Origin of the sequence: Chryseobacterium sp. Chry.R1 (genome assembly GCF_039645525.1) — a bacterium.
Taxonomy (GTDB): Bacteria; Bacteroidota; Bacteroidia; order Flavobacteriales; family Weeksellaceae; genus Chryseobacterium; species Chryseobacterium proteolyticum.
Map to the genome: position 1 here is coordinate 2,080,841 of NZ_CP151793.1, position 15,769 is coordinate 2,096,609.

Genomic DNA, 15,769 nt, shown 5'->3' on the forward strand with positions numbered 1-15,769 from the left:
ATGGATAAAAATTACAGTAAGGAAACTGATTTAAAAGATTTTATACTTCCATATATTTATAAATGGAAGTATTTTGCAGTAATTATTGCGCTAATGCTTCTTTTTGCTGTTTATTATATAAAAACTACAGCTCCAGTTTATAAAATTCAAAATTCGGTATTAATAAAAGATGCTAAGAAAATGTCATCGGCCTCCGGTGATTTCGGGGTTTTACAAAGTTTGGGAGCATTGACCAACATGGGAACTAATAGTATCGAAAATGAACTGGAAATTTTTAAATCTAGAACTATTATTGAAGATGTACTCAAGCAGCATAATTTTCAAATAACAGTCTTTGCAAAACAAAAATATTATGATCTGGAGCTATATGGTCAGACTAACCCATATATTTTTAATGTAATTAATGAAAAGGGGGATGGGCAAGATCCTGAGAAGCCTCAGAAGCCAATTGATATTATTGTTAAAGGCAATCAGATAGTGTTGTCCTCAAAGAGCTGGGACAATGACATAAAAGGAACTTTCGGAAGAACTATAAGTCTTCCATTTGCAAATGTGATCATTAATAAAAATCCTTTTTATAAGGCAAAGTCAGAAATAGATATGGAAAGAATATATTTTTCATATAATGATTTTGATAAAATGGTTATTGATTACCGAAGTGCCTTAAAAGTTAGTCTATTAGACAAAGATGCAACTGTTATAGGTCTTTCAGTAGAATTTCCTAATAAGGAAAAAGGACAGGATTTTCTTAATGCTCTGGTTCGTCAATATAATAGTTATGCTATAAATGATAAAAATTCTGAATCAAAAAAGACTAAGGACTTTATAGACGAAAGAATATTATTGATTTCAAAAGAGTTGGGAGATGTAGAAACTGAAAAGCAAAAATTTAAATCAAATAATAATATAGTAGATTTAGGCAGTGAGGCAAAAATCAATCTTCAGCTTAAGGAACAGACCAGAGCTAAAGCTTTAGAATTTGATACTCAGCTTGAGTTAAACAAAATTTTACAAAACTTTCTTGATCGCAAAAATGTAAGTGAAGTATTACCTTTAAACATAGGGTTAGATAACGAAGCGGCAGCAAAAAATATACAGGAGTATAATTTGCTCGTTATGAAAAGAAATAAGCTTCTGGAAAACGCTACTGAAAATAACTCAGTAGTAAAAGAGCTTGATAAGCAGTTGAATGATTTAAAGGGCGCGTTGAGTGAAGGATTGCGGAAAAATCAGACAACATTGCAAATCGCAAAAAATAATACTTTATCTGAAATGGGTAACTCTGAACATAAAATAAGTCAGATACCGTTTCAGGAAAAGCTTTTTAGAAATATTGAAAGACAACAACAAATTAAAGAAAACTTATATTTATTGCTTTTACAAAAAAGAGAAGAAGCCGCAATTACTATGGCGATAACTGCCGAAAAGGCAAGGGTTATTGATAGAGCATATGTAGATAAAAAGTTGGTGGCCCCTAGAAAAACTATTACTCTTGCTATTGCTTTATTAGGCGGATTTTTACTAGCATTTTCAATTATTTATTTAAAGATTCTTTTTAATAATAAAGTATCTAATAGAAAAGATATTGAAAAAATATCTTCAAGGCCAATCGTATCTGAGATACCGCATGTTGCGAATAAAAAATCTGAAATTATTAAACTTAATGATGTAACCCCTATTGCTGAAGCATTTAGAATTTTAGTTACTAATTTGAAATTTATGCTTCCAAAGTATGATAAAGCTCCGGTAATTATGGTTACTTCATCTGTGAAGGGTGAGGGTAAAACATTTATTAGTGTAAATTTTGCATTAGCATTGGCTTCATCACTTAAAAAAGTAATTGTAATAGGAAGTGATATCAGAAATCCTCAATTACAAAGATATCATCAAGAATCTAAAAATCTAAAAGGGTTAACAGAATATTTGTATGGAGATATTGGTAGGGTAGAAGATATTATTTTTAAAAGTGGATTTAATGAAAACTGTGACTTTATCTATTCAGGAAGTATTCCGCCGAATCCTGTGGATCTTTTACAAAATTCCAGATATGGTGAACTATTAGATCAACTTAAAGAAAAATATGATTATATTGTAATAGATACTGCACCTCTACTATTAGTAACAGATTCTTTTTTAATTGCAGAACATGCAGATGCAACTCTTTATGTCGTTAGATCAGAAGTTAGTAAAAAAGATTTTATAGATTTCGCAAATAAGCAGATTGAGAGTGAAAGTATTAAGAACGTTGCCTTTGTTCTAAATGATATTAATAAAAATAACCTTGGATATTCCAACCAATATGGCTATGGCTACCATAGTGATAAGAAGAAATGGTGGCACTTTAAAAAATGATCTCTAACAATAAACTTTACAAAGGGTTAGTTTGGAGTACAGTAGATAAATTTCTTATTGTAGGGGTACAGATTCTAATTGAAATTGTACTAGCTAGATTTGTAAGTCCAAGAGAATATGGTATTATGGGGATGTTATTGATAATTATATCATTATCCCAGGTATTTGTTGATAGTGGGTTGGGAAGCGCATTGATTTTTAATAAAAATAGAAATGAAAAAGACTTTTCCACAGCCTTTTATGCATCAATAATGATAGGAGTGATTACATATTTATTTATTTTTATATTGGCTCCATATATAGCTACTTTTTTTAAAACTAACATTACACTGTACATAAGAATAATTTCTTTTACTATTATTATTAGTAGTATTTCTGTTATTTATAAAACTAGGCTTAATATAAATCTTGATTTTAAATCACAGGCTAAATTTTCCTTTTTTGCTATTTTTATTTCTGGTATTATTGGAATTGGAATGGCAGTAAGTAATTTTGGATTGTGGTCTTTGATCACACAGAATATACTGTTTAATCTGTTAACACTCGTTTTTCTAATTATTAACTTAAAATGGTATCCAAAGGAGAAATTTTCATTTCAAACATTTAAAAATCTTTTTCAATACAGTTCAAAATTACTATATGCAGGTGTTTTCAATTCTATTTATATTAATTTGAATTCACTTTTTTTAGGGAAATTCTTTCCTGCAAAAGAATTGGGATATTACACAAAAAGTTATCAATTTACAATATTTCCTGCTTCTATTTTTACAAATGTTATTCAGAGAGTTTTGTTTCCCTACTATGTGGGACTTCAAACAGATAAATCAAAACTTTTCCAGAACACTTTACTGTTTAATAAAATAATATTTACAGTGATGATGCCTTTGCTAAGTATAGTCATAATTTATGCACATCAAATTATTATTTTTTCTTTATCTAAGGATTGGGAAAACATGGTATTGCCTTTTCAGATTTTACTTGGTTCAATCATCTTTTATCCGCTTATTGTTCTAAATATGAATGTTTTTCAAGTATTAGGTAAGACAAATAATTTTTTTTGGATCGAGGTTGGAACCAAAGTAATAGGTATTGTTATCCTTTTATTACTATATTCATATGGCATAAATGGTATTTGTCTGGGTATTTTTATTCAATTTTTCATTCAATATATCATTACGTCATATTTCGTCTCTAATATTACCAGACAAAGTTTTTTTAAAAGTCTGAACATTATTTTATATCTTATCTTAGGACTTATAATTCTTTTTGGTGTTTTGCAAATCATGGAAATCAGTAGCTCCTTATTGTTTAATAATATACTACCGATATCAGTTTTTTTAATATTTTATGGTCTTTTTTACTATATCATATTTAGGAGGGAATTAGTTATTGTTTATAGCAAATTTTTAAAGAGATGATTTTTTATATTGTAAAGTTTTTTTTAAAAATTTTTTATGATCCTGTATTATTAGGAATCTACACTTATCGATGGAAGAAAATTAACAAGCATAATTTTACTTACCCTGTTGTTATTTTTCCCTTAGAAAAAGTTCTGGTAGGTAATAATACATATGGACCATTAGAAGTATATAGTTATACTCGGAAAAAAGATGAATTTTTATGTATAGGCTCTTTTTGTTCCATAGCCAAAGGTGTTAAATTTATTCTAGGTGGAAATCATTTTTCTAACTTTATATCGACATATCCATTTAAATCTTTTTTTCTAAATGAAGAAGAAGCTTTTTCTAAAGGTGACATTATTCTGGAAGATGATGTTTGGATAGGAACAGATTGCTTAATTTTATCTGGAGTAAAACTAGGTCAGGGTTGCGTGGTGGCTGCCGGATCTATTGTCACAAAATCTTTTCCTCCATATTCAGTGATTGGCGGAAATCCCGCAAAAATAATTAAGAAAAGATTTAATGATGAGATTATTGAAAAGCTATTGAAATTAGACTTTAATAGTCTTACTGACGATTTTATAAAGAAAAATATTGATATTTTTTATAGTGAAGACATAAATAAAAATCTATCATTACTAAAAAATGTATAAAACAAGAATTTGATTTGGCTATTCTAATTATTTTCACCATTATTTTATTTTATGTAGGACAATTTATTGAGCGACTACCTTCAAGATTTATTGCCTATGTATTTAATAGTCTCTTATTTGTAGGCTTGTTATACTGTTTTCTGGATCTTACCTATACTGCAGACTGGGGTATGTATTATTTGTTTTTTAAACGAGAGGAAACTTCTACAGATCCTGTTTTTTATTGGCTCACATTGATTTTTAAGAAAGGTCTGAATTTACAGTATACTGAGCTTTACCAGTTTCATATTTTTCTTATAATTAGTTTGTATTATTTTTTTATTTCCAGATTTACAAAGAATATTTTCTTTATTTTTTTAGCATATCTGATACTGGACAATGTACATTTGGCTAACCAGATCAGATACTATATGGGGTTTCCAATTCTAATGAGTGGTTTTTATTTTCTTTTTTACAAGAAAAAATATATCCTCTCAATAATATGCATCATTCTATCAATACTATGCCATTCCGGGCTTTCATTTTTACTTGTTTGTATTCCTGTATATTATTTTGTGCCAGCAAAGAAGTTTTATACTTATATTCTTAGTTTTTCATTACTTGTCTTTCTAGTTACATTCTATATTTATAACTCGACCTTAGGTGAAATTTTAAGTCATTACGGAGGCTATTTTAATGCGGGAAGTAGTTTTCTTGGAGGCCTTTTTAATGCGATTCCTTATATTTTGTTTACAGGATTTTTATACTTAGAAACATTTTTTTTATTAAAGAAAAGCCCTGAAATTGTAGAAGATCCACAATTTAGGTTTCTCAATAAAATTGCATTTTTTCCAATAATTTTTATACCAGCCTCTTTTCTTATTCAGGTTATAGGACATCGATACGTAATGCCTTTTTCTTTTATATGGATGTTATATTATTATATTTTCTTTATCAAAAATCAGAATCCAAAGGTGAAATTGGGGCGATTTATAATTTTGTGTGGAATTGTGTTTATTAGCGCAATGTTTATTTATATTATTCCTGGTTATTTGTTTCCTGAAAACCACTTTATGGAGGAGTTTTTAGAAATGATAAAATCTTCAGATAACCTTAAAGGCATGATTGATTAATATGAAAAAAATATCTGTAATTATTGTCACCTACAATTCCTTGAATGATATTGTTAATTGCATCCATTCTGTTTATAGACAAAATGATCTTTTAGATGATGATATAGAAATTATTATTGTTGATAATAGTAAGATAGAAATCTTCATAGAAATGAAAAAGCTTATATCTGATAGCTTCTCAAATGTTTTATTGATACATAATCCTTCAAATGGAGGATATGGACAAGGAAATAATGTGGGCATAAGAGTTTCCAAATCTGAAATTGTATGTATTGCAAATCCAGATATTATTATGGAAAAGCCTATGTTTAGTAGAATAATTGAATTATTTAAAATAAATAAAAAACTTGCTGTTGTTGGTGGAAAACAATTTGGTGGCATCAATTTATCTTTTTGGGTTCGTCCTGAATATGAATTTTTTTTATTTACTACCCCAATAATGATATTACTAAATAAATTGAATATATATCTGGAAAAATTTTGTTTTCTTTCTGGAGCATTGTTATTTATAGATAAATCTAAATTTGAAGAAATTGGATTGTTTGATGAAAATATATTTTTATATCGAGAGGAATCTGATATTATAAAACGTTTTATAGATCATAACTTCAAAACACATTTTGAGAATAAACTCATATATAAGCATCTAATAGATGATAGACAGAAAGTTAGTGTAAAGTCATTTGAAGAAGAAATGAAATCTACAAAATTATATTATAAGAAATTTAATTTTATTTTCGAAAAATTTATATTCCAAAGACTGTTTTCCTATTATATATTAAAATATCTTTTTCTCATATCCGGAAAGAAAAATTCCTATCAACAAACGATTGAAACAATTGAGAGATTAAAAAAAATAAAATAAAAAGTAATGATACTGATTGATGCAATATATACTCATCAGACCGGGGGGAAAGTTCTTTTAGACTATCTGGTTTCTGAACTTGAGAAAACTGATGTCAATGTTTTTTATTTGTTTGATGATAGAATATCTAAAAATGCATATCAAATAAAAAAAACGAATAAAATTTTATTTGAAAAATCATCTTTTTTTAAAAGATTTAATTTTTACAGAAAAAATAGAAGCACGTTCACCAAAATCTTTTGTTTTGGAAATGTACCACCACCAATAAAACTGGAAGCAACAGTTTACACATTTTTTCATCATAGAATTTATTTAGAAATACCAAAAGAGCTTCCATTTAAAACTACTTGTGGATATATTGCTAAAACAATGATTATTAAATTTTTGAAACGGAATACAGATTATTGGATTGTACAGAATAGCAATATAAAGGTAAAATTACATGAGAAATATAATATAAAAGATAGTCAGATTATGAATCTCCCTTTTTATCCGCCTATATCCGGAAATAAAAGCAGTGAGCGTAATAATTTTGGTTACATTTATGTTAGCCATCCTTTCTTACACAAAAATCACTTAAGATTAATCGACGCATTTTGTGAATTTTATGATGCTGAGAAAAAAGGAGAGCTTATATTAACTGTGGATCAATCTTTTCAAGAACTGTATAAATATATAGAGGATAAAATAGCTTCTAATTATCCTATAAGAAACATTGGATTTATAAAAAGATCGGAATTATACAAATACTACACAGCAAATAGATACTTGATTTTTCCATCTTTAAGTGAAAGTTTCGGACTTGGTATTATTGAAGCTTTGGATTGTGGGTGTGATATTATAGGAGCAGATTTGCCGTATTTATATGAAGTATGTGAACCATCAGTAATTTTTGATCCCAATAGCACTCAAGCTATAAAAGACGCTCTTGTTAAATCTATTGATTTTCAGTCTGTTAAAAAGTCTATTCCTAAGGTTAGTGATAAAATTAAAACAGTAATAGAATTATTAACAAAATAACTTTATTTTTATGATTTAAAAAAAGTGTATATCATTTGTTATTCACCTGAATTTTTACAAGATAATTGTTCTTGAATATTAAATGACGGGCTACTTAAAAATATTGTAAAATTATGCTCAAGTTTATGAAATTATTTGGTGACTTTTGGTTGTTTTAGTTTATTAGGCCTATCTATATTAAAAAAGGAAAATGTAGATTGGAAATTAAAAGCAAGATATTAATTTTGTAAAAGATTCTAAACGTTTAGAAAAATTAAAATTTAATGTAAGTACAGATATGAAAAAAATTGTTATACTGGGAGGTGGTGGCTTTATTGGTGGGCATTTGGCAAAAAGACTTAAAAGTGAAGGAAATCATATAAGAATTTGTGATATAAAGAAGCATGAATATTTTGATCATTCTGAGATTTGTGATGAATTCATTATTGGAGATCTTACTGATCCTAGTGTTGTACGATTGGTTATTGAGGAAAATGTGGATGAGGTTTACCAATTAGCCGCAGATATGGGAGGAGCATTGTATATTTTTACAGGTGAACATGATGCTGATGTAATGCACAATTCTGCAATGATAAATTTAAATGTTGCAAGAGAGTGCGTTCTAAAGAAAGTTAAGAAGGTTTTTTATTCTTCTTCCGCATGTATGTATCCGGAACATAATCAATTGGATCCAAACAATCCTAATTGTCAGGAGGATTCTGCATATCCTGCTAATCCCGATTCTGAATACGGTTGGGAGAAATTATTCTCAGAAAGACTTTACCTAGCTTATAATAGAAATTATAACTTAAATGTAAGAGTTGCACGGTTTCATAATATTTTCGGACCACAAGGAACTTGGACGGGTGGAAAGGAAAAATCGCCAGCGGCTATGTGTAGAAAAGTAGCAGAAGAAAATGAAAATGGGCAAATTGAGGTATGGGGCGATGGAAAGCAAACAAGATCTTTTCTTTACATCGATGAATGTATTGAAGCTGTCTTAAGACTGATGGAATCGGATTTCTTAGGACCTGTAAATATCGGAAGCGAAGAAATGGTTTCAATTAATGAACTAGCTCAGATTGCCATTGATATATCCCAAAAAAATATAAAAATAAGAAACCTTGACGGGCAAGAGTTTTTTGATAAATATGGATTTAAATGTCCGTTAGGAGTAAAAGGTAGAAATTCTCATAATAAGCTATACAATGAAAAAATTGGTTGGATGGTCTCTCAACCACTAAAAGTTGGAATGGAAAAGACCTACACGTGGATTTCAGAACAGGTTCAGAAAAAGATTTCAGAGTATTCCTTATAAATTAAACATGTTATGAAAATAAGTATCATTACGGTTTGCTGGAATAGTGAAAAATATTTGAGAACAGCAATTGAATCTGTTCTACAACAAACTTATAAAAATATCGAATATATAATTGTAGACGGAGGGTCTACCGATAACACTTTGGAGATTATAAAGTCATACGAACCCCTTTTTGAGGGAAAGATGAAGTGGATAAGTGAGAAAGATAATGGTATTTATGATGCAATGAACAAAGGAATTGAGATGTCGACAGGAGATGTAATAGGATTACTTAATTCTGATGATTTTTATATTTCAGAAAATTCATTTAAAGAAATTTTAGACTGTTTTGATAAGGAGAAAGTAGATTCTGTGTTTGCTGATTTATACTATGTAAAAGAAAATAACACCGATAAAATTGTCCGAAAATGGAAAACAGGAACACGAAAAGCTTTCAGTAAGGGTTGGCATCCCGCCCATCCGTGTTTTTTTGTTAAAAAGGAGGTTTACAAAAGTTTTGGAGCATTTGATTTGAGATATAGAATTGCTGCCGATTTTGAAATTATGCTGAGGTTTTTAGAAAAGCATCAGATCTCATCATTCTACCTTGAGAATTTTATTTTGAAGATGAGATTAGGAGGGGAATCAAATAAAAGTTTATCAAACATTAAAAAAGGGAAACAAGAAATCTTAAATGCCTTTAGGAAACATGATATTAAAGTTCCCTTTTATTATCCATATAAAAGGTGGATTTCGAAGACTTTTCAACATTTATAGTAAAGTCTGAGATTTAAACTTTTTTTGTAAATTCAAATTATGTTGATGTTAATACATGATATAGAAATTTAAAAGTAGATTTGTGAGAAACACGTAGCATGAAAAAATATTTAAATCTTTCCAGTTTTAACGAAAGATATCTTTTTATAAATGTTAGTAATATAACATTAAAAATTTTAGAGGCAGAAAATTTTAAAAAATCTCATAAATCAGTATTTTTTAATTCAGATATTAATCACAGAAGTATTTTTGATTATATTAAAAAATTACACGTAAAAACTATAATTATCGAAACCTCAGATTTAAACCATCTTCCTGAAAAAATTACAAATGAAATTATTGAAGCTAAACTTCAAGGTATAAAAGTCTTTGAAGTTCACGAATTTTATGAGCGAATTAATGGAAGAATACCTTTAGTAAAACTAAATGCCAATGAGTATTTAGCAGACGATGTATTTTCTATTGGATTAGAGAAAAACGACTTTGTTTTAAAACGGTTTATAGATTTATCTGTTTCTGTACTTTTATTACCATTTGCATTACCTATAATAATTTTTGGTTCTTTATTAGTGTTTATAAATTCTCCCGGAAATGTTTTTTTTTCTCAGGAGAGAGTAGGAAAGAATTCTAAAAAGTTCAAAATATATAAACTAAGAACAATGAAGAATGGACATAATGGTGATTATACTAAGAATAATGATGATCGACTTCTTGCTGTAGGAAAATTTCTTAGATCTACAAAGATGGATGAATTACCTCAGCTTTTTAATGTTCTCAATGGTAACATGAGTTTAATTGGACCAAGACCTGAGCAGCAAAAATATGTTGAAGAATCAGTAGCTGAAAACTCTTATTTTGATTTACGTCATTTAGTAAAACCTGGTATTACAGGTTGGGCTCAGGTGAATTTACCCAAAGCTACTCCTAAGGATAATTTAGAAAAATTGGAGTATGACTTGTACTATATCAAGAATTATTCTCCTTTACTTGATATTAAGATTTTGTTGAGGACGGTTAAGGTCGTTTTGACCTTAAATAGTAACTAATAATCTTAGACAAATGATTAGGAATTTAGTGATCATAGTATTTTTGTTGGTGTATAACATTGTAATATCTCAAGAGAAAAGGATGCCTATTTTTGGATTTCATGGAGTTCCTCCTGGAGAGTATTCAACTGTAAGTCAATTTTCAACTATGAAACGTGCAGGTATAGATATTTGTTATACACTTTATAATTCCGATCAAGAAGTTAAAACTGCTTTAGATGCTGCTAAAAAAGCGAACGTTAAATTGATCATTAGAGTTTCTTCACTATTTACCGATACAGAAGGTACTTTAAATCTTTTTAAGAATCATCCTGCATTGTATGGCTACTGCATCGGGGATGAACCTAATCCAAGTGATTTTGATAATTTAGCTATCCTTGCAAAAAAAATTAAAAAGATAGATCCTTATCACATAATTTACATTAATTTATTCCCTAATTATGTAGAACCGAAATTACTAAATAATATTACATATAGAGATTATTTAAATACTTTTGTACAGAAAGTACCCGTAAGCTTTCTTTCTTTTGATAATTATCCAATTGTAAAAGATCAGGTGAGAATTGATTGGTATAAAAATTTGGAGGATTTACGAAGTGTTAGCTTGAATAAGGACATTGATTTTTGGGCTTTTGCATGTTCAACAATTCATTATGACTATCGCCAACCTACAGTTTCAGGAATTAAGCTTCAACAATTTGGGAATTTATTATATGGGGCTCAAGGATTACAGTATTTTACCTATTGGACGCTGAATTATGAAGCCAATTGGAGAAAGGAAAATTATGGATATTCAATAGTTGATGATCGTGGTAATCCTACACCTACTTACAATGTAGTAAAAAGTGTTAATGAGCAAATACAAAGACTCGCATGGGTATTTTCAGGAGCTAAATCTGTCGCTGTTTTTCATACCGGTATTAATATACCAGAAGGAACAAAAAAATTATACTCTGTACCCGAACAATTTAAATTTTTTACAACATACGGAAAAGAGGCTATAGTTTCTATCATGTCTAATGGAAAGAATAAATTCATTATTGTACAAAACAAATCCTTGAGTGAAAATATGCGATTGGAATACCAACCCAAAATGAGAATGAGAAAAGTGGATAACAATACAGGCAAAAGCATGGAACTGTCCTTATTAAAAAAATATAATGATAGTATTTTACCAGGTGATATCATTGTTTTTGCTTACAACTAATAAAATACTGGATACTTAAATAAGATATATAAACTTTATGAAAATAAAAGAAACCCCACTTAAAGACTGCTACATTATAGAATCTACGGTTTTCGAAGATGATAGAGGTTACTTCTTTGAGAAATATAATGAAAAAAGATTTGAAGAATTGACGGGAATGAATGGACATTTTGTTCAGGATAATATTTCTAAATCATCTTATGGAGTTTTAAGAGGGATACATTTGCAAAAAGGTGAACATGCACAATCAAAATTAGTGTCTTGTCTTGAAGGGAAAGTTTGGGACGTTGCAGTGGATTTAAGAGAGGGTTCTCCCACTTTTGGAAAATGGTTTGGAATTGAGCTTACAGGAGAAAATAAGCTTCAATTGTATATACCAAGAGGATTTGGACATGGTTTTTCTGTATTAAGTGACAGTGCTGTCTTTGCTTACAAATGTGATAACTTCTATAATAAAGAATCGGAAGGTGCAGTGAGATTTAATGATACAGATCTTAATATTGATTGGATGGTTGATGAAAAAGATATGCTTTTATCCGAAAAAGATAAAAATGCGCCCAGCTTTAAAGAAAAAAACTTCTAAACAGTTTACTGAAAACCACTTTATTAAAGTGGTTTTTATTTTTTGATTCAAACTTTTTAATATTTCGTATCTTTGCACACTCAAATCAAAAAGATGCGCACAAAATCTGTAGGTAAAAAGAAAATTAATATCGTAACCCTTGGTTGCTCTAAAAATGTATATGATTCTGAAGTTTTGATGAGTCAGCTTAAGGCGAATGGTAAAGAAGTTGTACATGAAGACAAGGGAGATATTGTGGTCATCAATACCTGTGGTTTCATAGATAATGCAAAAGAAGAATCTATCAATACTATTCTTGATTATGTTGATGCGAAGAACAGGGGAGAGGTGGAGAAGGTTTTCGTTACTGGATGTCTTTCCGAAAGATACAAACCAGATCTGGTTAAGGAAATTCCTGATGTAGATCAGTATTTTGGAACCAGAGATCTTCCGGTCTTGTTAAAACATTTAGGTGCAGATTATAAGCATGAGCTGGTAGGTGAAAGATTAACTACAACGCCAAAACATTATGCATATCTTAAGATATCTGAGGGCTGTGACAGGCCGTGCTCTTTTTGTGCGATTCCCCTAATGAGAGGCGGACACGTTTCTACACCAATTGAAAAACTAGTGCGTGAGGCTGAAAAGTTAGCTAAAGCCGGAACCAAAGAATTGATCCTTATTGCTCAAGACCTTACATACTATGGATTAGATATTTATAAAAGACGTGCACTTGGAGATCTTTTAAAAGAACTTGTAAAAGTGGACGGAATCGAGTGGATAAGACTTCATTATGCTTTTCCTAGTGGTTTTCCGGAAGATGTCTTAGATATTATCAGAGAAGAGCCTAAAGTCTGTAATTATATTGATATTCCTCTTCAGCATATAAATTCTGATCTTCTAAAATCAATGAAAAGAGGAACGACTCATGAAAAGACAGATGCCTTACTGGCAAAGTTCAGAGAAAAAGTACCTGATATGGCAATCAGAACTACATTAATCGTTGGATATCCCGGAGAAACGGAGGAAAGATTCCAGGAATTAAAAGATTGGGTAAGAGAGCAAAGATTTGATAGATTGGGTTGCTTTACCTATTCTCACGAAGAAAATACATCAGCACATGTTTTGGATGATGATATACCTCAGGAAATTAAAGAAGGAAGAGTTGAAGAAATCATGGAACTTCAATCTCAGATTTCATGGGAAAAAAATCAAGAAAGAATCGGGGAAGTTTACAAGTGTATTTTTGATAGAAAAGAAGGAAATTATTTTGTAGGAAGAACTGAATATGATTCTCCTGATGTAGACAACACCGTGTTAGTTCCTGCTGATAAAACCTATATTTCAATTGGAGAATTCGCTATGGTAAAAATAACCTCTGCAGAAGAATTTGATTTATATGGGGAGCTGATTTAAAAAAAAATAGATAAAAAAAATATTTTCATAAAAATAATGTAGAGTCTTTAAACTTTACATTATTTTTTTTTTATAAAAAATAATATTGATTTATTTATTAACAATTCTGTTTTTTGTTTGTTTTGATTTATTTTTTACATTGTTTTGATTACCAGTTTGTTGTGTTCCTTTTTTATTTCTTAAAGTTAGGGTAAGACAGGGTGGATTTGAATTTTTGATAATTTAACTCTAACTTTGCAGAAGTAATAATTAATACTAGATCTGCAACATTAAATCACAAAAAATATTGGATTAAGAGTAATTTTATTTTTGTTTTTGTGATTAATATAGCATAGGTTGGGATCTGTACAAACTATGAATCTTGTATAATAATTATCACAAAAAGTAATTAAAAATTCAAAAAACACGTATGAAAAAAAATTTATTGACAGCAGTAATGCTGGTTTCATTTGTTATGCTTTCAAAAGCGCAACAAAAAGGAGTTGGTATTAATACAACTTCGCCGGCAGCTACTCTTGACGTAGTAGCAAATGTTAGGGATAGGAATATGGCAGATGCCGTTTTAGTTCCAAGAATGACAGTTACACAATTGGCAGATAAAGATGAGGCATATCAATCTGCTCAAAATGGAGCTCTCGTTTTTGTTACATCAGGTACTGGCACTCCGGGTAGTAAAACAGAAAACATTAACGGTACTGGTTTCTATTATTATGATGATCCCACCTCAAAATGGACTGCTTTAGGGGGGACTACAGTAGCTCCTACTACTTTTAGACTAAATCTGGCACAAGCTGCTTCTACTTCTTATGATTGGTCAAACTCTGATTTTGATTTCTGGGAATTTACATCAGGAACTCAATTAATATTACCAGCACCCTCTTCATACAATGGGAGAACAATATACCTAAGAAATAATACCGGAGGTACTGTACAATTTAACGGAACAGATGGAGTGGGGACGCCAAAAGGTTTGGCTTCTTTTACAGCGCAAGCAGCAGTTAGAATTTATAGTAATGGAACGACCTGGTATTTATTCTCAGGTAGAAATTAATTATTAAAAACACAAAGACGAAATGAAAAAGATTTTATTGGACATAACAGGTTTTTTTTTATTGCTTTTTAGCGTTAATGGTAATGCCCAGCTTTTGAGTAATGGAATTATTACACCGGCATTAGGAGATACAAATTATTTTATGGATGCCAGTAATTTTGAAGGATTAGCAAATAAAAATTATGGTAGAGGGCTTGGATTTCCCCGTACGGACCTCACCAATTTTAAATTTAATACGGCTGCTATGGAGGATGAAACTATTGTTTCTGAATTTGATGGTATGGTAGTATATAATACAGCAAGTGGAAAGACTCTTGCAGGGCAAGGTATTGTTACGGAAATTTCTCCGGGGTTTTATTATTTTTCAAACCCGGGAAATCCTGGAAATATTTCTAATGGCCGATGGGTTGCAATGGGTGGAAGCTCAAGTAAAACTAATATAACAAATTCTGAAACAGCCACACATACTCTAATAAACAATTCGCAGATATATGCTGTAAAAGGAACGTTTGCAGCTACAGGAACATCTAGTGCGGTAAATATCCCTTCACCAGATGGGATGAAATCAATGTATGGTATTACAATTTACAAGTCAGGTTCAGGAACAGTTTATTCGCGAGATTTGTATTCCTATACATTAGGAACTGCAGAAGGAAATGCGGTTACCGGATCTCAAGGTATGTCTGTAGTTTATCCGGCAGGAACCTATGATTATGTATTAGAATATTTAAAATAATAGTATTTATCTTCTTTAAAAAGACCAATGAAATATTTCATTGGTCTTTTTTTTATTATATAAAGAATGATTTATTTTTTTTATTACATTGTATATCAGTCAATTATATATTATCTATGGATGATGTGTATCGCAATTAGTTAATTATGTTAACTTTTTGGGGGTATTTTTAACACTTTTTAACAGTGGGTTCTAAAACCCCTATTTGTAAAGGGTTACAGACGTTGTTAACTTTGAATTGGGTTTTTGTTAACAGTTTTTAACATATCGGCTATGGTCTTAAGCAGATTCAT

14 protein-coding genes are annotated in these 15,769 nt (G+C 29.9%); all 14 read left to right on the forward strand.

From position 1 onward, the window contains the following. Positions 1-2,352, forward strand: coding sequence for a polysaccharide biosynthesis tyrosine autokinase (locus tag AAEU33_RS09600; RefSeq protein ID WP_345992311.1), 2,352 nt, complete (start codon positions 1-3; stop codon positions 2,350-2,352). Further along, positions 2,349-3,770 (forward strand): lipopolysaccharide biosynthesis protein, encoded by a 1,422-nt coding sequence (locus tag AAEU33_RS09605; protein ID WP_345992313.1) that lies wholly within the window; start codon positions 2,349-2,351, stop codon positions 3,768-3,770. The genes AAEU33_RS09600 and AAEU33_RS09605 overlap by 4 nt, the downstream gene beginning before the upstream one ends. Next, a complete protein-coding gene (locus tag AAEU33_RS09610; protein WP_172280013.1) occupies positions 3,767-4,405 on the forward strand; it encodes a CatB-related O-acetyltransferase in 639 nt (212 codons plus the stop codon). Before AAEU33_RS09605 ends, AAEU33_RS09610 begins: the two co-directional genes overlap by 4 nt. A 14-nt stretch (positions 4,406-4,419) precedes the next feature. After that, the gene (locus AAEU33_RS09615; protein ID WP_345992315.1) at positions 4,420-5,517 is read left to right on the forward strand and encodes an EpsG family protein; all 1,098 of its coding nucleotides are present in this window, start codon (positions 4,420-4,422) and stop codon (positions 5,515-5,517) included. Between the two features lies 1 nt (position 5,518). Beyond that, entirely contained in the window at positions 5,519-6,382 is an 864-nt protein-coding gene (locus tag AAEU33_RS09620) for a glycosyltransferase (protein WP_345992317.1), read from the forward strand. A 6-nt stretch (positions 6,383-6,388) separates the two neighbouring features. Then, positions 6,389-7,402 (forward strand): glycosyltransferase, encoded by a 1,014-nt coding sequence (locus AAEU33_RS09625; protein WP_345992319.1) that lies wholly within the window; start codon positions 6,389-6,391, stop codon positions 7,400-7,402. 277 nt (positions 7,403-7,679) lie between these two features. Next, positions 7,680-8,699 (forward strand): NAD-dependent epimerase/dehydratase family protein, encoded by a 1,020-nt coding sequence (locus AAEU33_RS09630; RefSeq protein ID WP_345992321.1) that lies wholly within the window; start codon positions 7,680-7,682, stop codon positions 8,697-8,699. Positions 8,700-8,711: 12 nt separating this feature from the next. Beyond that, the gene (locus AAEU33_RS09635; protein WP_345992323.1) at positions 8,712-9,458 is read left to right on the forward strand and encodes a glycosyltransferase family 2 protein; all 747 of its coding nucleotides are present in this window, start codon (positions 8,712-8,714) and stop codon (positions 9,456-9,458) included. A gap of 98 nt (positions 9,459-9,556) precedes the next feature. Continuing rightward, a complete protein-coding gene (locus tag AAEU33_RS09640; protein ID WP_172280006.1) occupies positions 9,557-10,504 on the forward strand; it encodes a sugar transferase in 948 nt (315 codons plus the stop codon). Positions 10,505-10,586: 82 nt separating this feature from the next. Next, a complete protein-coding gene (locus AAEU33_RS09645) occupies positions 10,587-11,711 on the forward strand; it encodes a hypothetical protein (protein ID WP_345992325.1) in 1,125 nt (374 codons plus the stop codon). A 37-nt stretch (positions 11,712-11,748) separates the two neighbouring features. Continuing rightward, on the forward strand, positions 11,749-12,294 hold the full coding sequence (gene rfbC, locus AAEU33_RS09650; protein ID WP_345992327.1) for a dTDP-4-dehydrorhamnose 3,5-epimerase: 546 nt from the start codon (positions 11,749-11,751) through the stop codon (positions 12,292-12,294). 93 nt (positions 12,295-12,387) lie between these two features. After that, a complete protein-coding gene (rimO, locus tag AAEU33_RS09655) occupies positions 12,388-13,689 on the forward strand; it encodes a 30S ribosomal protein S12 methylthiotransferase RimO (protein ID WP_345992329.1) in 1,302 nt (433 codons plus the stop codon). A 409-nt stretch (positions 13,690-14,098) separates the two neighbouring features. After that, positions 14,099-14,740: a hypothetical protein gene (locus tag AAEU33_RS09660; protein WP_345992331.1), complete on the forward strand. Its 642-nt coding sequence runs from the start codon at positions 14,099-14,101 to the stop codon at positions 14,738-14,740. A 22-nt stretch (positions 14,741-14,762) separates the two neighbouring features. Beyond that, positions 14,763-15,476 (forward strand): hypothetical protein, encoded by a 714-nt coding sequence (locus tag AAEU33_RS09665; RefSeq protein WP_345992332.1) that lies wholly within the window; start codon positions 14,763-14,765, stop codon positions 15,474-15,476. Positions 15,477-15,769: the final 293 nt, after the last annotated feature.